The organism is Vicinamibacteria bacterium, assembly GCA_035570235.1.
Taxonomy (GTDB): Bacteria; Acidobacteriota; Vicinamibacteria; order Fen-336; family Fen-336; genus DATMML01.
The window spans coordinates 1-20605 of sequence record DATMML010000065.1 but is presented as its reverse complement, the minus strand read 5'-3'; the positions used below and the strand labels follow the sequence as shown (position 1 = coordinate 20605).

Below are 20605 nucleotides of genomic sequence, written 5' to 3'. Positions count from 1 at the left end.
ATCACCGACCTTGGGCGCGGCTGGCCCCGTCGTCCTCGGAAGGCGCCGGCTTGGCCTTCACGCCCATGCCCGGACGGACAAACTGGATGCCGGCCACGATCACGCTCTCACCGGGCTTGAGACCCTTGTCAATGATCCAGAGCGAACCCACCCTTTCGCCCGGCTCCACGTTCCGAATCTCAACCTTGGAGTCCGGACCCACCACTGCCACTCGGAACCCCCCCTGCAGCTCGGTCACGGCCTTCTGGGGTACGAGCAGCGCACCCGTCTTCACCTCCAGGGCCGCTCGAACCTTGGCGTACTGGCCCGGCCGCAGAATGTGACCCGGGTTCGGAAAGAATCCCTTGATCGTCATGGTCCCGGTCTTCACGTCCACCTCGCGGTCCACAAGAACCGCCTGACCTTTGTGGGGAAACACGCTTCCATCATCGAGCACAAGGTCCAGGAGCGAGCCCTGTCGAGTCGTGGCGTAGTTCGGCCGGTTGATGCGCGCTGCGAAGCGCAGGTACTCACGCTCGCTGATGCCATAGGTCACGCGGATCGGATCGACGGTGGAGACGGTGGTCATGACGGTCTGGTTGTTCACCAGGTCACCGACTTGAGCCTTCGCGATGCCCACGATGCCGTCGATCGGGGAGGTGATCTTCGTCCACGCGAGATTCAAGAGGGCTTGCTCCACGGACGCCTTGGCCGAGGCCACGGCAGCCTTTGCGTTGCGCTGGGCGGCGAAAGCGTTGTCGAGTTCCTGTTGACTGACCGCTCTTTCGGCAACCAGGGGGGTGAATCGATCCACGTCCTGCGTCGCCTTCGCGAGCTCGGCCTCGGCTTGCCCGAGCACCCCGTTTGCCTGGTCCACGGCCGCCTTAAACTGTCGCGGATCGATCTCGAAGAGGGGGTCCTTGGCGTTGACGAACTGCCCTTCCTTGTAGATCTGTCGCAGCAGGTAGCCCTCGACCTTGGGGCGGATGATGGCGTTCACAGACCCGTCCAGAGTGCCGATCCACTCGCTGACCACGGGCACGTCCTTCTGGACAACGGGGGCGGTGAGGACCTCCGGCTCCGTCGCGCGCGGCGCTTGAGTCCGGGCACACCCGAAGTCGAGAAGCGCGGCGGCAAGAAGGAGGGCGGCTAAGCCGTTGACGACGTGGGCATTGGCCGGCGGCCTCGTGACGCTCCCGGTGAGCGGAGGGGGGTCGGCAGCTCTCCCCCGTCGACGTCCCTCCCCAGGGCCCCGCCGCCAAACCGCAGATAGGAGAGCGGATGAGACGACGACGGTCGGGGAAGCTTGCTCCCGGACGCTCGTATTTTTCAACACCGGATGCCCTCCCTAAGGGACTCCATATATCACCGTCGTCAATCTCTTCGCCTGGTCGATCGGCAAGAGACCACCCTGCCCAGTACCGGTCCCTCTCCCCTGTCTCCCGCTCTTCGGTCCCCGGGTTGCTCTCGCAAAGGGCCGAGCCGGCCAGCAAGGCCACTCAAGCCCAGGGCATCGCGACAAGATTGAGCCGCATCGTACAGCATAGCGAACGAGAGGTCCGAAAAAAGGTAGAAGCGACATACGCCCCGGGGCCGGAAGCACGCCCGCTCGCTAGGCCGGCTATTCCGGCGCCTCCCTGCTTGAGCCCGGCTCTTCTTTGCGGCGCGACCCCTTCCCTGGTCGCGGAGTCGAAGATAGACTCCACCCGATGGCGGGAAGCCGTGATTCACTTGTCGCGCTCTTCCGCGAGCTCGCACAGCTCACGGTCCTGGAGGAGGGCTCTCCAAACGCGTTCCGCGTTCGGGCGTACGAAAACGCGGTGGAGGCGATCTCCTCCTACCGGGGAGATCTGGAGGGCCTTTCCGAAAAGGAGTTGACCGCGCTTTCCGGAATTGGCCAGAGCACGGCCAAGAAGATCCGCGAGTTCTTCCAAGCGGGGACGATCGCAAGGCTCGAGGAGCTGCGCCGGAAATACCCGCCCGATTTTGTGGAGCTGGGCAAGATCCCCGGCCTGGGTCCCAAGACCCTGCTTCGGCTCAGGAGCGAGCTGGGCGTGCAGAATCTCGAGGGCCTGCGTGCCGCTCTCGAAGCCAAGAGACTCCGCGACGTCCATGGCTTCGGGGCGAAGATGGAGGAGAAGCTCCTGCACGCCCTCGATCGCCTGGTTTCGACCGGCAAGGAGAAGCGCCGCCCGATCGCCCAGGCCATGCCCATAGCCCTGGAGTTGGTGGCCACGCTCGAAGCGCTGCCCGCAGTGGAGCGCGTCCAGCACTGCGGGAGCCTCCGCCGCCTCCGGGAGACGGTCGCAGATGTCGACATCGTGGTGGCCTCCCGGGAGCCCTTGTCCGTGCGGGAGGCGTTCCTCAAACTGCCCACGGTGCGCGAGGTCATCGGCAGCGGGGACACCAAGACTTCCCTCTTGACCTCGACCGGCCTCCAGGTGGATCTGCGGATTGTTGAACCGCATCAGTTCGGAGCCGCCTGCCAGTACTTTACCGGGTCAAAGGCCCACAACATCAAGCTGCGGCAGCGGGCCCTGGCGCGGGGATGGCTCCTCAACGAATACGGCCTCAGCGACCCCCGAACGGGCGAGGTCATCGCCTGCGAGTCCGAGGAAGCCATATATCGGGCGCTGGGGCTCCCTCTCATCGCGCCTCCCCTGCGCGAAGATCGGGGGGAGATCGAGGCCGCCGAAAAAGCCGAGCTCCCTTCGCCGGTACGGTTGGCAGATGTTCGCGGCGATCTGCACGTCCATACGGCTCTGTCGGGGGACGGCAAGAGCTCGCTCGAAGACATCGTGGGAAGCGCTGCCAACCGAGGCTACGAATATCTCGCCATCACCGATCACGCAGAGAACCTCGCCATGAGTGGCATAAGCCGGGAGCAACTTGCCGCCCAACGATCGGAGATCGACGCCCTCCGTGGGCGCTACCCCGGCCTGACCCTCCTCCACGGCAGTGAGCTGAACATCGACCGGGACGGCCGCGTGGACTATGACGAAGACTTTCGCCGCACCCTCGATTGGTGCGTGGCCGGCGTCCACTCCCATTTCGACTTGGATCGGGTTCAGCAGACCCGCCGCATCCTCGCCGCCATGGAGGACCCGACCATCCACGCCATCGCGCATCTCACGGGCCGGAGGATTGGCAGTCGGGCCGGCATCGACCTCGACGTAGACGCCGTCCTACTAAAAGCGGTCGAGACCGGCACCGCGATCGAGATCAACGCCGCCCTCCCGCGGCTCGACGCCTCGAGCGAGGTGCTCTATCGGGCACGTGGCATGGACCTGACCTTCGTGATCAGCACCGACACCCACCATACGCGCGAGTTCGCGCGCATGGAGTGGGGCGTCCTCCAAGCTACGCGCGGCTGGGTCGAGCCCTCCCGCATCGCCAACCTCTGGCCCCGCGAAAGGTTCCTCGCATGGCTGCGCGCACCCCGGAGCTGACCACCGCCGGACGCGGAGGAAGGTTCCGCGTCTTCCTCCTGTCCCCGGCCGACTGTTCCGGGAAAAGGGCTCGCCTCCTTCAGCGGCCCGACCACGCTCACGACCTCGGCCGGAGGATCCGCAGGCGGGGGGGGGCGGAGCTGGGCGAGGTGTTCAGCTTCGTGAGCAGCCTCTACTTTCGCGGCAAGCTGGCCTACGCCCGCGCCTTTGCGAGGCCTCCCCGCGGCCTGGCCGGCATCCACGTGATCACCTCCTGCGACGGCCTCCGACCCCCGGAGTCTCCCCTGCGGCTGGCCGACCTGCGGCGCTACGGCCGCGTTCCCGTCGATGCCGAGGAGGGGCGTTACCGGCGCCCGCTCCTTCGCGATCTACAAGCGCTGGCGCCCGGCTGGGCGGAGGCCGAGGTCATCCTCCTCGGAAGCATCGCCTCGCCCAAGTACGTTGAGCTGCTGACCGCGGTCCTCGGCCCCCGCCTCTTCTTTCCCCGGGACTTCGTGGGCCGGGGCGACATGAGCCGCGGGGGCCTGATGCTGCGCTGCGTGCAGGAGGAACGAGAGCTTCCGTACGTTCCGCTCATTGGTGCCCCCCGCCGAGGGCCAAGGCCTCCTCGGCTGCCCCCGGCTACGGGCCAGGACCGGCGTTAGTCTGGAGGCGCTTTGCGGATCGCTACTTGGAATGTCAATTCCCTGAAGGCGCGCATGGATAAGGTGCGCTGGTGGCTCGAGCGCGCCCGCCCCGATGTGCTCCTCATGCAGGAGACGAAGCTCACTGACCCCGCGGCGCCGGTCGACCTGTTCCGAGACGCCGGCTACGAGCTGGCCCACCACGGGCAGGGGCGCTGGAACGGCGTAGCCATCGCCAGCCGGAGCGGGATGACGGGCGTGGTGTCCAACTTCGGCCAGCCCCTGCGCCCCGCCCAGACTCCTGACGCGGGTGACGACGACCCGCTGGCCGAGGCCCGCATGATCGCGGCCGACTGCGGCGGCATCCGCGTCGTCAACATATATGCGCCCAACGGCAGGACGCTCGGCTCGCCTTTCTACGAGGCCAAGCTCGTCTGGTTCGAGAGGCTGGCCCGCTGGCTCCAAGAAGCGGCGGACCCCGACCAGCTGCTCTTGCTGGGCGGCGATTTCAACATCGCCCCCGACGACCGGGACGTCTGGGACCCCAGGGCCTGCCACGGCGGGACTCATGTTTCCCTTCCGGAGCGCGAGGCGTTCGCCCGCCTCTGCCGCTGGGGCTTGGTCGACGCCTACCGGCAGCTCCGCTCCGAAGCCGGCCGCTACACGTGGTGGGACTACCGCGCGGGCAACTTCCAGAAGAACTTCGGAATGCGCATCGACCACCTCTTGGTCACGCGCCCCCTCGCTGATCGCACGCTGTGGACGGAGATCGACCGCGAGGCCAGAAAGGGCAAGCCGATTCCCTCCGACCACGCTCCCCTCCTGATCGACGTCGACGAACCGGGCCAAGCCCTCGACGCGGGTTGGACCTCGGCTGACGGACGAATCGCCGCTCGCCGCGGGGGGCCTGCCTGACGGCCCCCGCGGACGGGAGCGCGCGCTTCCTGATCGAGCCCCCTATCGAGCCGATGCTCGCCAAGCTCGCCACCGAGCTTCCCGAGGGAGAGGGCTGGCTCTTCGAGCCCAAATGGGACGGCTTCCGCGCCCTCGTCTTCCGCGACCGCGACCGGTTCTACCTCCAGAGCCGTGACTTGAAGCCTTTGCTTCGGTACTTCCCCGAGCTCGAAGGTCTGCTTCGCGCGAGCATCCCCGAGCGCTGCGTGCTGGACGGCGAGATTGTGATCGTCGGCCCGCATGGGCTTGATTTCGACGCCCTGCAAATGCGCCTCCATCCGGCCGCTTCACGAATCAAGAAGCTCGCCGCCGAGACCCCGGCCTCCTTCGTGGCTTTCGACCTACTGGCGGAGGGCGAGCGCGACCTCCGCTCCCTCCCCCAGGCCGACCGTCGTGAGCGCCTGGAACAGGCGCTCACGAACCCGGCCCTCGGCGTCCATCTAACTCCGTGTCGGCGTGAGCGCGCGGTTGCCGCAGAGTGGTTCCATCGCTTCGAGGGCGCCGGTTTGGACGGCGTCATGGCCAAGCACGAGAGTACGACCTATCAGCCCGGCAAGCGCGCGATGGTGAAGGTCAAGCACGCGCGGACGGCGGACTGCGTGGTGGCTGGCTTTCGCTGGCACAAGCAGGGCCCGGGAACGCTCTTGGGCTCGCTCCTCCTGGGTCTTTACGACGACGCGGGCATGCTCCACCACGTCGGCGTGACCTCATCGTTCTCGATGGAAGCCCGCCGCCGCCTCGTCCGGGAGCTCGAGCCGCTCCGCCGAGATGCGCTTGCCTCTCACCCCTGGCGCCAATGGGCGGAGACGCAGGACGGCCACCATCGAGTGCCCGGGGCCCAGAGCCGATGGAGCGCGGGCAAGGACCTTTCGTGGGAGCCGCTGCGCGTCGAGCGGGTCTGCGAGGTCAAGTACGACCACCTGCAGGGGAACCGCTTCCGGCACGCGGCCGTCTTCCTCCGCTGGCGCGCCGACAAGCGCCCAGCGGACTGCAGCTACGCCCAGCTCGAAGTCACTCCCCCCGCCGAACTCGCGGCGGTGTTCCGCACGCCGGATTGAGCCTGATCCCGACTTATTTTCCGCGGTCGCGTCGTGCCCGGGGGGCACCCGACGGAAATTCAGACCCTTGCCAAGGGTCGTAGTCGGGATCCAGCGCCTCCTGTTCCGGGCGAAGCCCCTCCGGCACGCGCTCGAGGTTCACGCGGACGCGAGTCCAAGTCGAAGAGCGGCCCCGCATGGAATCCACCAGGACGTCGGGCGGTTCGAGGTGGGCAGCTGCTTCGGGATGACGGGCTTTCCAGCGTTCCAGGCCGAGAAGGGCCTCCTCCCTCTTGGCCGCGCGTGCGATCTCCACGAGCGGCTTCGAGGACACGCGGCGGCCACCCGGCTTGCGGCCGTCCTTCCTTCGCGAGGGCTGGACGCGCGGGGGCTCCCCCGGCTGCTTGCCATAATGCGGCGGCCAGGGCGCGTCACCCAGGCCCTCTGCGTCCTGCCGCCGCGACAGCTCCAGGAGCGCCTCGAGCGAACAGGGGTGCCCGTCGATGCCGGCATGCCGGTCGCCCACAGCTGCGAAGCGCGCCGGCATCGTTCTCAGCGTGAAATCCTCCGGTCGGCACTCGAATAGCTCGTCCCAGGTCAGGGGCGCCGACACTCGGGCGTCGGGCTTCGGGCGGACGGAGTAAGCGCTGGCCACCGTCCGGTCCTTGGCGTTCTGGTTGTAGTCGAGGAAGACCCCGTGGCGCTCCTCTTTCCACCACTTGCTGGTGGCGAGCTCGGGGGCCCGTCGCTCGACTTCCCGAGCGAGGGCCAGGGCGCCCCGCCGGACCTGCGTGAACGACCAGCGTTGATGAATTCGCACGTTGACGTGGATACCCCGCGAGCCCGAGGTCTTCGGCCAGCCCACGAGACCGAAGTCGACCAGAACACTCTGCACAACGCGGGCCACGGCCACGATCTGCGACCACTCGATCCCCGGCATGGGGTCAAGGTCGACGCGGAGCTCGTCCGGGTGCTCAAGGCTCTCCGCACGGACAGGATGAGGGTGAAGCTCCAGGCACCCCAGGTTGACCATCCAGGCCAAGGCGGCGGCGTCTCGGGGGACGACCTCCTCTGCCGTTCGGCCGGAGGGAAAGCTCAAAGGGACGACCTCCACCCAGGAGGGGCGCGAGGCGGGCGCTCGCTTCTGGTAGAAGAACTCGCCGTGAATTCCATCTGCGTAGCGCACGAGCACGTTCGGCCGGCCGCCCGCTCCGCGTAGGGCGCCCTCCGCTACTGCCAGGTAGTAGCGGACGACCTCGATCTTGGTGATGCCGGCCTCGGGAAAGTAGACCTTCGCCGGGTTCGAGACTACGACCTCGCGGCCTCCCACGTCGAGCACCACGCGCTCCCCCGGGCCTGCCATCCCCAGAGCATACGTCGTCGCCCCCGCACTTTCTGGCCTTGGAACCCAGGTCCTCGAGTTCACTCGAGGTCACGGTGGCTCGACGACACAATTGGTCGAATCGGGCAACGAACAAACCGTCGGCCGTGAAGCATCCATTGAGGCACGTCTCTCGGCAGGCAGAGACGGCGCAGCGTGACGCGAGCGGGCGGGGGAGATCACGCAAGCCATAGGAAGAAGGCCCCATCCGGCTGCCGTCCTAATGGGCGCCCCGCCCCTTACTTATGGGAAAAGGTAACGAATTCTGATTTTTTTCTTGACACTATCAGGGGCCCAAAAGGATCATTCCTTCTGCGCTTCCTTGATGCCTGATCCGGTCATGCCTCGACGCGGGTTTGGCGGATTTGGACGCGTGATCGTGAAGGGGACTCCGCCATCCCGAGGCTCGCTTCGTCTCTACCCAACGACCTCTATTTCTGGAGGTTGAGATGGCCGACTCACGAACGCGGTTCTATTTGTCGGTCGTAGGCGCCTTCTGGGTCGCTGTCCTCCCGGGAGCGTCCTGCACTCCCCCCCCCAATCCCCCACCGACAGCGACGCCTAGCCCAACCCTGACACCGGCGCCCAGCCTCCCTTCAACACCCAGCCCGACGCCGGAGCCGAGTTCCACCGCCACATCGAGCCCGAGCCCAGGGCCAACCCCTTGTCCTTCCCCGAGTCCCACCGGTCTCCAACGGCCACTGAGCCTCGCGAGCACCCTCGCCCCGCGTGCGGCGTCGGAGCGGAAGGTCGGCTCGATCCTCCATGCTCTCAGCCGCCAAGATGTGTCGCTTTCCCTCTCAAAGCTCCGCCCGCTCCAAGTAACCCGCAAGCGGGCAGACCATCCCGTCAAGCTGTTGCCCCATCGCCATCCACCCCGACCACTCGGCCGTTTTCAGGACCTAATCCTCCAAGCCCCAGCGTTGGCACCACTGGCCGCGACGCTCAGACTGAACTTCGACGGAGTAGGGGTGCCCAACTACGCGGTCACCGGCGCACCGCCCGACACCAATGGCGCCGTGGGGGCTACCCAATACGTCCAGTGGGTCAACACCGCCTTCGCCGTGTTCGACAAGGCCGGGAACCGCGTGTACGGCCCCGCCGACGGCAGCACCCTGTGGCAGGGCTTCGGCGGTCCTTGCGAAACGGAGAACAGCGGGGACGCCATTGCCCTCTACGACAAAGCGGCGCAACGCTGGGTTCTTTCTCAGTTTGCGGTGGAGACAGCGCCCTACTCCCAATGCATCGCCGTCTCCACGACCTCCGACGCTACCGGCCCCTACCGGCGGTTTGCTTACTCCTTCGGCAATGACTTCAACGACTACCCGAAGGTCGGGGTCTGGCCCGACGGCTACTACATCACGTTCAATATTTTCTCCGGGGGCCAGACCTTCGCCGGGGCCAAGGTCTGCGCCTTCGATCGCCTCCGGATGCTGGACGCTTCGGCCACACCGGGTGCCATGCAGTGCTTCCAGCTGGGTTCTCAGTACGGCGGTCTTTTGCCCGCGGACCTAGATGGATCGACTCCTCCTCCGACCGGCTCCCCGAACTTCGTCTTGGCCTTCGATGACGCCAGCCTCTCCGCGCTCAACCTGTGGAAGTTCCAGGTGGATTGGGCGACTCCGGGAGCGTCGACCTTCACCGGCCCTCTCCAGATCCCGGTGGCCGCCTTCACCGAGGCGTGCAACGGCGCAACCTGCATCGCCGAGCCGGGAGGCGGGCAGCTCGACTCCCTGGCCGATCGGTTGATGTACCGCCTGGCCTATCGAAACTTCGGGACCTCCGACTCCCTCCTCGTGAACCATTCGGTGGACGTCGGTGGGCACTCGGCCGTCCGGTGGTACGAGATCAAGACCCCGGGTGGCTCCCCGACCGTCTATCAGCAGGGGACGTACTCCCCGGACTCCTCGTACCGCTGGATGGGGTCGATGGCCATGGACCAGCGGGGGAACATCCTCCTTGGGTACAGTGTCTCCGGTGACAACCTCTCCCCGAGCATTCGGTACACCGGCCGCATCGCCAGCGACGCGCTGGGTACCCTGCAAGCGGAGGGTTCCCTGTTCGCGGGTTCCGGTTCGCAGACCGGCGGCATTACCCGCTGGGGCGACTACTCGGCGGCCACTGTCGATCCGACGGATGACTGCACCTTCTTCTACACGAACCAGTACCTAAAGACGACGGGCTCCTTCAACTGGTCCACTCGGATCGGGAGCTTCAAGTTCCCGACGTGCTCCTGCCCATAGAGGCCAAGGACTAGGGTCCCGAATGCTCTTCGACTCCCCCGTACAGGGCGCGACACGGTTGGCGGAGGGCGGCGGCAGTCCCCTGCCCAGGGTCACCGCCTCCGCGACGCGGGCTCTTCTCGTCGGCCTCGCCCTTCTCGTGGCCTGTCGCGGGAAAGAGCCGGGCCCCGACATTCCCGCCCTCATTGCTGACCTCAAGAGCTCTGACCCGGAGGTCAGCGGCAAGGCCAACCTGACCCTGATCCGCGTCGGCGAGCCCGCCGTTCCGGCCCTCGTCGAGCTCCTCAAGGACGAGGACGCGCGGCTGCGGGCGCGGGCAGCGACCACCCTCTGGGGGATGGGCTCGAAAGGCAGAGCCGGCGTGCCCGCGCTGGCCTTGGCCCTCGCGGACCCGGACCTTGACGTCCGGCTGGCCTCCGCCATGGCCCTTGAAGGCATGGGGCCCGACACCAAAGAGGCGATGCCGGCGCTTGTGCGTGCCCTCAAAGACCGCGAGGGCCGTGTGCGACAGTGGGCGGCGAAGGCCCTGGGAAAGATTGGCCCCGCCGCGAAGGAAGCCCTACCCGCCTTGGTTGAAGCCTCCAAATTCGATCCCATTCGGCCGGCCGCCGAGGAGGCCATTAGCCAGATCCGGGCCCAAGCGCCGCCCAATTCTCCGTAGGCGTGCCCTATAGGGTACCGAGGGTCAGGCCCGGCGATTCCGGCGGGTCCCTGGGGAGCAAGAGCGCGAGGTCACAAGAGCGCTAGGAATTTCGTCTAGGGCTCCACATCGAAGATGTCGTCAGTCATCCGAGCTCCGAACCACGGGCGCAGGTAGACACGCCCGTCGAGCGTCTCGTGCAGCCAGCTCATCAGGACTTCCATCTGTTCGGGAGGAAACTGGGTTCGGTGACAGGACAAGGCCCGGCGGGTGGCGGCCAGGTCTGCGGCGTCATAGGGCACGCGGACGGTCAGAAAGCGAGGGTCCGTGCCCGCCCAATGGGGATATCCCCCCTCGGGGCGAAGGCGAACGCGGTCCACGGGAAGGCCGGGATAGAGCAAGCGACCGGGCGCGCCCTTCGCGCCCGCCTGCACGATCTGGGTGACCACGGCTCCGACCAGCCTGTGATCCGCGTGTCCGTAGCCACCCTCCGGGCCCCAAGTGATGACGACGTCCGGTCTGAATTGGACGAAGAGCCTGCGAATCGCTCGCACCACCTCGGCGAGATATCCCGCGGGTGGATTGCTCAACCGCCCCAGCTCGCCGTCCTTGAACCCGAGCAGATCTGGTGCCTCGATGCCAAGCGCGCGACACGAGCAGCGCGCTTCCTCGGCACGGATGCGGGCTAGTTCGGGCCCCGCGGGGACGCCCGCGCGGGGGGAGGCTCCCTTCTCCCCGTCGGTCACGATCGCCAAGCGGACTCGCGCTCCTCGCCGAGCGTAGTGCGACAGAAGCGGACCGACGAAGATCTCGTCGTCAGGGTGGGCAAACACGGCCAGGATGGTCTTGGGCGGCGGCGCGAGGACTCGGGGACGACAGCCGACGAGAAGGAGTAGCAGTGAACAACCGACACCGAGGGACAGCCAAAGATCCTTGCCGCTTCGGGAGGACACCCGCAGTGAGCGGACAAGCCAGCGTGGTCCATCCCACGGCTCTCTACGTCGCGAGCCCGGAACGCGAACCCTGGGCCGGCCCGCCCCTACCGCTCGTCCCAACACCGCACCTCCGCAAGCGAGGGCCAAAGGTGATTCCCGGGGAGGGTCGGTTGAACCCCTCGCCCTCACGAGCGACCGACCGCACCCGGGTCAACGATCCATAGTCGCACAACTCACAGAAATCAAGCCTGTTAGGCAGCACGCTCGACAGCTTCCGCGGCCTGCTCACCCTCGACTTTTTCCTGGTGGGCGAGGGGGGCGGCACCTGCCTGCGCGTTGGTGCATTCTGGCTTCGGACACGGGGCGGCTTGGGACCATGAGCTGGAAGGAGTGGGCCGGGGTTGGAACCTCGAACTCGCGGGCCTGCGCCACTATCTCCGCCGCCACAAGGGCAAGGACCGACGCATGGCCCGGGCCCGGGCCAGCACCAAGCTGGAGCTGCAGGAACCCTGGTCGCGCGTCAGCGGGCCCGAGGGCCTCGCCGAGAGGGCCGGCTGGAGGGCCTGCGGGAAGGAGAGCGCTACCGGATCCGCTCCGCCCAGGACGACGTCTTCGAGGGACGCGTCGTCCAATGCAACCCTCCCTGGGACTTTTCGGGCACGGTGTCCGGCCTCGACGACAGCTTGCTGCGCGTCGCCGCCGACCGCTTCACGGGCCGAACCTCGCTCAACATCTGGCTCTCGTACTGGAGTCCCGAGCCGTCCCAGGTGGACGCGATGGAGCGGCGGTGGCAAGGAATGCAGGACGCACTTCTCGGGGCAGGCCCACGCGCCGCAGGCGGTCTGAACCACCGGTCCTCCCCCCCGGGTGGGGTTGTGGGAGCGTGGCAGTCCTTCCACGGGGTCCCCTCCATGGGAGGCCAAGGGCCCGTTCGGCAAACTAGAAACCGGCGTTGACCGGCCTTTCTGGCCTGCGCTGCCGCCCCCCTCGCATTTCATGCCGCCGTCGCCCGTTCACGCCCTCCTCCATGCGGGAGAGACCACGCCCTCGACTCCCCCGACCACGCAGGCACGACCCTAAATCCGCCCCTGACTGCCGGGAGCGCGGGCGTGAGTGCCTACACGCCCTTGCAAACCCTGCTCGCGAGACCTATCATTTTCAGGTTCCTCTAAGCGCAATGCTCTGTCCTTCCTGCCAAGCGGAGAACGAGCAGTCAGCCGAGAACTGCTTCCGGTGTGGCAAGGGACTTTTTGTCCTTACCGAGGGGTTGCTTCTCGCCTCCCGCTATAAGGTTCTGAGCCCCCTGGGCAAGGGTGGCATGGGCATGGTCTACAAGGCCCACGACGTCGAGCTGGACGAGATCGTAGCCATCAAAGTGCTGCGTCCGGAAGCCGCCACCTCCCCCGGACTCACCAAGCGCTTTCGCTCCGAGATCAAGCTCGCGCGGCGGGTGAGCCATCCCAACGTGTGCCGCATCCACGAGTTCGGCAAGGAGGGCCCGCTCAGCTACATCGTGATGGAGTACGTCGACGGGGTGGACTTTAAGCGAATCCTTCGCGAGAGGGGTCGGCTCCCACCATCGGAAGCCTACACCGTAGCCCTGCAGATCGCCGACGCCCTCCACGCGATCCACACCGAAGGCATCATCCATCGGGATCTCAAGACCCCGAACGTCATGCGCAATACCCGAGGCATCGTAAAGCTCATGGATTTCGGGATCGCCAAGAGCTTTGAGTCGGGGGCGACGGGGGCGACGGCCACGGGAGACGTCGTCGGCACCCCCGAATACATGAGCCCCGAGCAAGCCCAGGGGGGAAGGGTTGACGGACGCAGCGATGTCTACGCCCTGGGAATCGTGACATTTGAATTGTTCACGGCCGATGTCCCCTTCCGCAGCGACACGCCCCTGGCCACACTCCTCAAGCAGATCCATGACGCCCCTCCCCTCGACGAGAGGTCTGAGCTGCCGAGGGCCGTGCTGCCGGTCCTGAGGAAGGCCTTGGCCAAGGCGCCCCAGGAACGCTTCCAGAACGCGCGGGAGTTCGGCGAGGCCCTCCGCCGTGCCGAGGGGCAATCCTCCGTGGACGTGACGGTGGCGTCGCCGGCCACCCCCAGGCAGGCGGCCGTGGCACCACTGCTCATTGAGGAGACGGTGCCTATGACCACGCCGGTGCCAACGGCCATCCCGACCGTGATTCCGCCCTCCACCGGCACCTCGCTTTCTCGCCCGTCGACAGGCACGCCGGCTCCCCCTGCCCCACCGCCTGCGGTCTCGCGTCCACGAGCCCTCCCGTCGCAAACCCCCACTCCAGCCTATCCCCGGGCCGTGCGCGTCGGCGCGGCGGCGGCCCTGGGCCTTTTCGTGCTTGGCGCCGTGTTGTGGATGCGGGGGGCGCGCCCGGTCGAGCCCCCGGCCGCCTCCCCGCCCATCGACCGAGCGGGGCCCCTCGTCAGCGCGGTCGCCGCCCCCGAGCCGTCGTTGGCGGCGACGTTGGAAGCCCCCGTACCGCTTGCTCCCCTCGACAAAGCCGAGCTCCTCTACGGCGACCCCCCGCGAACCGTCACGTCCGTGGCATGGCGGCCCGTTTCGGGCGCCGCCGTCTACCACCTCCTGCTCGATCGGGGGCCGGGTTTTTCAAACCCCCTCGTGGACCGTCGGGAAGTCCACGACACGACCCTCCCGCTGAGCAGCCTTGCCGCCGGAAAGTATTACTGGCGCGTGGCCGCCGTGGGCAAGGACGGCCATGAGGGATCGTTCTCACCCACGACCGCCTTCACCATCGCCCGCGCCGGGCCCGCCACCCGGCCCCCGGCCGCACCGGCCGTTGCCGGCAATCCGGGGCCATCTCCCACGTCGACGCCGGCGCTGCCGGCGGCGCCTCCCCGGGCGACCACCGCCTCCCTGCCCGTCAGCGGCAGCCCGGCTGCGACCTTGCCCAGCCCGGGCCTAAGAGACGCGGGCGTTGGACCCCAAGAGGGAGCGGTTCAGACGGGCACGCTTCAACTCCTGGTCGTTCCTTGGGCTGAGGTCGAGGTGGATGGCTCGAAGGTCGGGATCTCGCCCCCCCTGAAGCCCCTCTCCCTCCCCGCGGGAGCCCACGCCATCAAGCTGTCGCATCCGGATTACCTTCCCTTTCGGCGAAAGGTAACCATCCATTCCGGTGAGACAACCAAGCTTCAAGTGGACCTCACCAAGGAGGCATTCCCCAAGTAGGCCACGTGGCTCAACGAGCCTCCCTTGGGGCGTTTCTGAAAGGAGTGCACGGTGGTACGGAGAATCCTCGTTATCTGCTTGGTCGCGGGCTTGGGCTGGCCCCCGCAACTTGCCCCCGGCCAGTCCGGCGCGGCGGACGCCGACATGGCGACCGGTATCCGCCAAGTCCGGGAAGGGGACTTCGACGTCGCCCTCATCACCCTGGACGGAGTGGTCAAGCGTCTCTCTGGTCAGCAGGGCCAGGCGAAGGAGTTGGCTCGCGCCTACACCTATCTCGCTATCGCCTACGTCGGCCTGGCCCAGCAAGAGACGGCCCGGGCCAAGTTTCTGGCTGCCTGGAAGGCCGACCGGGCCCTGACCCTGAGCCCGAAGGAGTTCCCCCCCAACATTATCCAGTTCTTCGAGGAAGCCAAGAAGGAGGGGGAAGAGAAGGCCAAGGCGGAAACCAAGCCTGTCGCCGCAACCCCCACCCCGGCCCCCGCCCCCGTGACTGCCGCCGCCACCCCAGAGAAGAAAGGAGGGGGGCACACCGGCCTCATCCTTCTCGGTGTTGGAGCGGGGGCGGCCGCGATTGTTGCGGTGGCCGCGGGGGGCAAGGGCAGCTCCACACCGCCGACGACCCTCACCCCGCCTCCCGCGACCCTCGCCGATCTCTCGGCCACCGTTGACTCGCCGCAAGCGAGCTCCAACATCAGCTGCACCGACAACGTCTTCCTGACCGTCAACCTCAGGAACGCGGCCCGGAGCAGCGTGTCCGTCAGCGCCGTACGCGTCGAGCACACCGTGCTCACGGGGAACTGCTCCCCCAGCAGCCCCTTCGTGCTGACTCCTCTCATCTTCTCCGTCGGACCGGAGGCCACGGGGACGCTGATGCATGGAGCCCTCTTCGCCGCCGCCGGGGCGGGCTGCTGTCGAGGCACCTGCTCGGGAGCCTTCTGCCAGTTTCAGGAGAACGTCGTGGTGGTCACGGGGGCGGGCGAGGTGAGGGCGGGGGCTTTCGCTTATGGCGAGACCTTCAGGGGCTGCTCGGTCTGCACCTCCTCGCTATCGCAAGCCATGTCCTGCCCGTCCGATCGACCCTAGAGGGTTATTCGTTCGGTCGGGAGGGAATCGACGAGGCGGCGCTCTGACGCCGAGGGCGACGCTCCGATCGCCCCCTTCCGCCGCACAGCACCTTAAGGTGCCCCCGGAGGAGGAGGGTCCTGCATACGGTAGAGCCTTCCGCTTGCGCCCGCCGCGGCCAAGGGGAGGCCCCACCCTTCCAGCCGGAGGGAGAGAATCCTCGGGCGCGCAGGGCAGGCAACGAAGACGCGGCGGTATCGGCGCTCGTAACTCCGGTAGACGCTCATGAGGGTGGTGGCGGAGAAGTCCGAACGGGGGACGTTGTAGCCGTCTCGCTTTGCGAAGTACAGATACGACGGGTTCCAGTCCTCGGGCTCGGAGTCGACAAGGTAGATGACGAAATCCGCGGGATCGGTCCACTCCCGTATCGCCTCGCCGCGGGCCGCGATCTCGTCGATCGTAGGCGCGGTTAGCTCCCCGTAACCCACCCTGGAGTAGGCCCACGTGACCGCGGCCGCGCCCACGATGGCCAGGCCGACCGCTGCGCGCCCGGGGCGGGGCCAGGCGGCTCGGATCTGGACCGCCATTCGGTGGAGGCCATAGCCCGCGAAGAAGCAGAGAGTGAAGGCAAACGGGAGCTGATAGTAGCTGTGCGGGCGGTTGCGGCTGAAGAAGACGAGAACCGTCACCACCATACCGAGCAGGAGCCCCAGGAAGAGGCCTCGGTAACGCGGGCTTCCTCGGCGCAGATACGCGAGAGCACCGAAGAGAGCCAGGGCGCCCGTCCAGGGATTGAGGGTCAGGAATCCGAGGCTGTGGATGATGCCTTGCCAGTTCTCGAGCTGGAGGCCCTCCCTTAGGAGACCGAAGTTTGCCTCCGCCTCCCCGCGCGCCCAGAAGCTCGCGACGCCGTTCACCCGATTCGAGTAGAGCTTGAAAATCAGAATCGCGGCCACAATCGCGGCCCCGAAGGAGATGAGGCCCGGCCGCAGCAGGGAGCGCCATCCTCGCCGCACGACCACCTGGGAGGCCATGGCCAGGCAGACGGGAAGGAAGACGGGATTCTTGACCAGTGTGCTGAGCACGCCCGCCACCACCATGAGCACCCAGAGGCCCACCCCACCCGTCGCCGTCTCCTCCCAACCGACGAAGGCAAGGAGCGAGAGGAAGGACAGGAGCACCGCCAGCCCGTCCACCATAGGGTTCGAGAAGTAGAACAGATTCAGCGGTGCGGCCAGGAAGAGGCCGAGGCAGAAGAGCGCCTGTCGGGGGTGGACACGGCACCGCGCGAGGAGCCGCTCCAGAAGAAAGCAACAGACCGCGAAGAGCGAGATGTTCACGACGCGAGCGGTCACGAGGACGGGGCTCCCCAGCAGGCCGCAGAGGGCGGCCACCGCCAACTGGTAGAGCGGAAAATCGAAAAGGGAGTACGGAATATCGAGGTTGTAGGTGGCCGGCCGCAAGGAGAGGCCTTGGGCCAGGTACTTTTCGATGTTGGCCGCGACGTGGGCCTGCCGGAAGGTGTGCGCGCCGTCGATGCGCCGGCCCAGGTCTTGCCCAAGCAAGAGAAGACAGGGCACGAAGACGACGATGCGATTGAGAACCCGGATCCGCCCCGCCATGCCCCGCCATGTTAACCTCGGCATTCGGGCCCCGCTCAACCAGGAGTCTCGCCCCTTGGAATCGTCGACCCCGCCCCCTGACGCATCGCCGAAGACGCCTGGCCCCGATCTCGTTCTTTTGCGCGTCCTTATGGGCCTGGCCCTCCTCCTAGCCCTTCTGACCCTGAGCCTGAGCTTTCGGGAGAAGAGCCTTCTCCTCCATCCGCCCCTCTCCGAGGACGGCTACTACTCGATGACCATTGCCCGTAACATTGCCGGCGGCCGGGGCATCTCCGTGGACGGTCGCACCCCCACCAACGGCTTCCAGCCCCTGTTCACGTTCCTGTCCGTCCCCGTCTTTGTCCTGGCCGGCCCCGACCGCATCTTGGGTGTGCGCCTCTTTCTCGCCCTCCACTGGCTCTTCTACGTGGCGACCGCAGCCGTGCTGGGTGGGATCCTGCGTGACGCCCTCGACCCCCGTGACGCACGGGGACGGCGGTTGGCTCCGTGGTGCGCGGCCACGCTCTACCTGAGCCTTTTTCCCGTGTTCGGCCACCACTTCAACGGCCTCGAGACCGGCTGCCTCCTCTTGAGCTACTCCGTCGTCCTCCGCTATGCCCAGACCCACGCCCTAGAGACCCCCGCCGAGCCCGCCGTCCTCGGCTCCCTGCTCGGCCTCACGGTCCTGAGCCGCATCGACGCCGTGTTCTTTGTGATCCTCGCCTGCGCCTACCTTCTCTTGAGGAGCGACGGCCCGGCCCGGACTCGGCTTCAACCGGCGGCCACCGCCGCCGCCACTGCTTTTCTCATCTCCTCGCCTTGGTGGTTCTATAGCGTCCTCGCGTTCGGGTCCCTGCTGCCCTCCAGCGGCGCCGCCGAGCAAGCCTGGGCTCTGGATGCCCGCCGGCTGGGGGTCATGGCCACGGCCCTTCTCCGCAACCTGATGCCCATCTACTTCCACGACGCAGACGAACGACCGGAGGCGGACGCAGTCCGCGCCCTGCTCCTCGTCGGCATGCTCGCCCTCTTCTGGGTCCACCGCTTCGAGGTCAGGAAGTGGCGCCTCGCGAGCGCGGAGCGGGGCCGGCACCTCCTGGGCCTCAGCGGCTGCCTGGCCCTCTCGTCTCTGATGCTGGCTCTTTGGTACCCCCTCTCGTCCTGGGCCGTCCATTTCTACGCCCGCTATTTGGCGCCCCTCCTTCTCCTCGTCGTCCTCCTTCTGGCCCGCGCCCTGCTCGCCCTGGCCGGGGCCCGGCCTTGGTCCGCCGCCGCCGTTCTCCTCGTGCTCGGCGCTTCGGTGCCTTTCGAGGTGTTGCGGTCGTACCGCGAGCCGATCATCGAGAGGAACATCTTCGTGCGGAGGCAGCTCACGCTGGTGGAGAGCCGGGTCCCCCCCGAGGAATGGGTGGCCGCCCTGCAGACGGGGACCCTGGGCTATTTCCGAGACCGGGTGCTGAATCTCGACGGCAAGGTGAATCCAGAAGCACTGCGCCGTCGGCACGATATCTGGCGTTACCTGGATGAGCAGGGCGTCCGCTGGCTCTGCGACTGGCCCGAGCTCTTCCGCCCCTTCTTCGGTAGCCGGCCCGAAGAGCACGGCTGGGAGCTTCAAGAGCGCTCGGGCAAGTTCGCCCTCTACCACCGTCGCGTCGAGAACTAGGTGGGTCCCAGGGGGAGCGGGCCGGGGAAGACCGCGGCCCGCCAAGAACTGCGACCCTGGATGGCCGGCTTCTTACGATCCGGAGAATCGGAGTCGGCGTCCTGAATGTGCCGTTCACGCTTCCCGCGGCGTCCGCCAAACGTCGGCGGGGGTCTCGACGCTCCACGTGCCTTACTTCCGGCCCTCCTGGCCCTAGCGCCCGTCATGTGGGCGAGTCAGGATGCCACGGTACCACTAACCGACGCCGAGGCAGGTCCGATAGACAATATGGAGTGACCAGCTCGCGATCGTAGAATCGCGGGTTAATGCGCCTGTTAGCGGCATCAGAGCCGCATACGAAAGGAGCTGGTCATGGAAAAAGGTATCACGTTCGTGGGGCTGGACGCACACAAGAAGGCGATCGCGGTTGCGATGCTCTTCCCCGGCGAGGGGGTGCCGATTGCTTGGGAGATTGCGAACGAGCCGACGGGTGTGAGGCGGATGGTTCGGAAGGTCGAGCGTCAGGCGCCTGGAGAGGTGCGGTTCTGTTACGAGGCGGGGGCGTTGGGGTATTCCCTGCAGCGCCAGATTGTCGAAGCGGGGTCTGGGAGTTGCATGGTCGTGGCCCCGTCTCTGATCCCGAGGAAGCCAGGCGAACGGATCAAGACGGATCGGCGGGATGCCCGGAAACTGGCAGAACTGTTCCGGGCTGGCTTGCTGACCGAGGTTCAGCCTCCGACGCCCGAGGACGAGGCGGTCCGAGATTTGTGTCGGGGCCGCGAAGACCTCAGAGAGGACTTGAGTCGGTGCCGTCACCGGTTGGCAAAGATGCTGCTGAGGAAGGGAATCGTCTTTACCACGGGGAAGAAGGCCTGGACGAGAGGGCATCGGCATTGGCTCCATGGTCTTCACTTCGAGGATGGATCGGAGCAGGCCGTCTTCGATGACTACCTCTTGGCCATCGAGCAGCTGGAGGAGAGGCTCAGGGGGCTCGAAGAGAACATTGGGGCGATCGCGCAGAAGGAGCCGTATGCGAAGCCAGTAGGGTGGCTGCGATGCTACCGGGGCATCGACACCGTGACAGCCATGACCATTGTGTCTGAGCTATACGGTTTTGAGCGGTTTCAGTCGCCGCGGGGGCTCATGGCCTTTCTCGGCTTGGTACCGAGCGAGCAGACCAGCTCGGATAAGACCCACCGGGGTGGGATCACAAAGACTGGAAACGGACATGTGCGACGTGTCCTCATCGAAGCGGCCTGGCATTATCGGCATAAGCCGGGATCGAGATCGCTTCGAAAGCGCAGAAAGGGACAACCTGCCGAGGTCATCGCCCTAGCCGACAAGGCCCAACACCGCCTCTTTAGGCGCTACCGCCGGATGACGGAGGCTGGGAAGCCGGGACCGAAGGCGGTGACGGCAGTGGCCCGGGAGCTCGCGGGTTTTGTCTGGGCCACGCTGAGCCGGGGATCGAACGCCTAACTTCGTCCTAGAGAGACATACTCTTTTGATTTCGGAGGCCGAGGTCGACGGATGAACGCCGGCACGATTTGGAGGAAGCGCGACAAGGCTATGCGACAGGAAGCTCACCCTTCCGGACTCGCGACAATAGACAGCGTCCACTCCCGACGAAGAACTGTCACGGCGGCTCTGCACCGTGCAAACGGGGTAACCCGCGAATATCAGAGTGACTCGTCGTCGAAGCGCCCCGCCTCATCCGTCGTCTTCGTCTTCCGAAGGAGGAACGGATAACGGACAACGGACACAACGAATGCCAAGAACAAAACGGCAAGTCCCAACGCTAGGGCTTGACAAGCCGTCACTCCATATCAGCCTTGGGCAGCCTCTGCT

Annotated in this window: 14 protein-coding genes; 10 read left to right on the top strand and 4 right to left on the bottom strand. The window is 66.7% G+C overall.

Annotated features, from left to right (window positions below):
• Window position 1: 1 nt before the first annotated feature.
• The gene (locus VN461_12005) at window positions 2–1315 is read right to left on the bottom strand and encodes an efflux RND transporter periplasmic adaptor subunit (GenBank protein ID HXB55503.1); all 1314 of its coding nucleotides are present in this window, start codon (window positions 1313–1315) and stop codon (window positions 2–4) included.
• Between the two features lie 373 nt (window positions 1316–1688).
• Here VN461_12005 and polX point away from each other — a divergent pair, with 373 nt between their 5' ends.
• Genes polX through VN461_11985 form a run of 4 tightly spaced genes read left to right on the top strand, consistent with a single transcriptional unit; the run spans window position 1689 to window position 6063 of the window.
• Window positions 1689–3428, top strand: coding sequence for a DNA polymerase/3'-5' exonuclease PolX (polX, locus tag VN461_12000; protein HXB55502.1), 1740 nt, complete (start codon window positions 1689–1691; stop codon window positions 3426–3428).
• A complete protein-coding gene (locus tag VN461_11995) occupies window positions 3404–4072 on the top strand; it encodes a hypothetical protein (GenBank protein HXB55501.1) in 669 nt (222 codons plus the stop codon). Before polX ends, VN461_11995 begins: the two co-directional genes overlap by 25 nt.
• Window positions 4073–4084: 12 nt before the next feature.
• A complete protein-coding gene (locus VN461_11990) occupies window positions 4085–4966 on the top strand; it encodes an exodeoxyribonuclease III (protein HXB55500.1) in 882 nt (293 codons plus the stop codon).
• A 29-nt stretch (window positions 4967–4995) separates the two neighbouring features.
• A complete protein-coding gene (locus VN461_11985) occupies window positions 4996–6063 on the top strand; it encodes an ATP-dependent DNA ligase (protein HXB55499.1) in 1068 nt (355 codons plus the stop codon).
• A 13-nt stretch (window positions 6064–6076) separates the two neighbouring features.
• Here VN461_11985 and VN461_11980 read toward each other — a convergent pair whose 3' ends face one another.
• Window positions 6077–7405 carry a DNA polymerase domain-containing protein gene (locus VN461_11980; protein HXB55498.1) on the bottom strand — a complete coding sequence of 443 codons (1329 nt, stop codon included), beginning with the start codon at window positions 7403–7405 and terminating at the stop codon, window positions 6077–6079.
• Between the two features lie 941 nt (window positions 7406–8346).
• On the opposite strand from VN461_11980, the gene VN461_11975 reads away from it, so the two are divergent.
• Together VN461_11975 and VN461_11970 are read left to right on the top strand one after the other, a co-directional pair.
• Window positions 8347–9666, top strand: a complete 1320-nt coding sequence (locus VN461_11975) for a hypothetical protein (protein ID HXB55497.1) — start codon at window positions 8347–8349, stop codon at window positions 9664–9666.
• A gap of 22 nt (window positions 9667–9688) precedes the next feature.
• Window positions 9689–10327 carry a HEAT repeat domain-containing protein gene (locus tag VN461_11970; protein ID HXB55496.1) on the top strand — a complete coding sequence of 213 codons (639 nt, stop codon included), beginning with the start codon at window positions 9689–9691 and terminating at the stop codon, window positions 10325–10327.
• Window positions 10328–10422: 95 nt separating this feature from the next.
• On the opposite strand, the gene VN461_11965 is transcribed toward VN461_11970, so the two are convergent.
• On the bottom strand, window positions 10423–11139 hold the full coding sequence (locus tag VN461_11965) for a PIG-L family deacetylase (GenBank protein ID HXB55495.1): 717 nt from the start codon (window positions 11137–11139) through the stop codon (window positions 10423–10425).
• Window positions 11140–12508: 1369 nt separating this feature from the next.
• Here VN461_11965 and VN461_11960 point away from each other — a divergent pair.
• The gene (locus tag VN461_11960; protein HXB55494.1) at window positions 12509–14455 is read left to right on the top strand and encodes a protein kinase; all 1947 of its coding nucleotides are present in this window, start codon (window positions 12509–12511) and stop codon (window positions 14453–14455) included.
• A 51-nt stretch (window positions 14456–14506) separates the two neighbouring features.
• A complete protein-coding gene (locus VN461_11955) occupies window positions 14507–15538 on the top strand; it encodes a hypothetical protein (GenBank protein ID HXB55493.1) in 1032 nt (343 codons plus the stop codon).
• 92 nt (window positions 15539–15630) lie between these two features.
• Here the strand turns inward: VN461_11955 and VN461_11950 are convergent, their stop codons facing one another.
• Complete coding sequence (locus tag VN461_11950; GenBank protein ID HXB55492.1) at window positions 15631–17139, bottom strand: hypothetical protein; 1509 nt, start codon at window positions 17137–17139, stop codon at window positions 15631–15633.
• Between the two features lie 55 nt (window positions 17140–17194).
• On the opposite strand from VN461_11950, the gene VN461_11945 reads away from it, so the two are divergent.
• Entirely contained in the window at window positions 17195–18778 is a 1584-nt protein-coding gene (locus VN461_11945; GenBank protein HXB55491.1) for a hypothetical protein, read from the top strand.
• 351 nt (window positions 18779–19129) lie between these two features.
• Window positions 19130–20236: an IS110 family transposase gene (locus tag VN461_11940; GenBank protein ID HXB55490.1), complete on the top strand. Its 1107-nt coding sequence runs from the start codon at window positions 19130–19132 to the stop codon at window positions 20234–20236.
• The last annotated feature ends 369 nt before the right edge of the window (window positions 20237–20605 follow it).

What these genes read in the sequence shown, in the direction of transcription:
- VN461_11970 (HXB55496.1), top strand. Translation starts at nt 9,689, where the DNA reads ATGCTCTTCGACTCCCCCGTACAGGGCGCGACACGGTTGGCGGAGGGC.
- VN461_11995 (HXB55501.1), top strand. Translation starts at nt 3,404, where the DNA reads ATGGCTGCGCGCACCCCGGAGCTGACCACCGCCGGACGCGGAGGAAGG.
- VN461_11940 (HXB55490.1), top strand. Translation starts at nt 19,130, where the DNA reads ATGGAAAAAGGTATCACGTTCGTGGGGCTGGACGCACACAAGAAGGCG.
- VN461_11980 (HXB55498.1), bottom strand. Translation starts at nt 7,405, where the DNA reads ATGGCAGGCCCGGGGGAGCGCGTGGTGCTCGACGTGGGAGGCCGCGAG.
- VN461_11950 (HXB55492.1), bottom strand. Translation starts at nt 17,139, where the DNA reads ATGGCGGGGCGGATCCGGGTTCTCAATCGCATCGTCGTCTTCGTGCCC.
- polX (HXB55502.1), top strand. Translation starts at nt 1,689, where the DNA reads ATGGCGGGAAGCCGTGATTCACTTGTCGCGCTCTTCCGCGAGCTCGCA.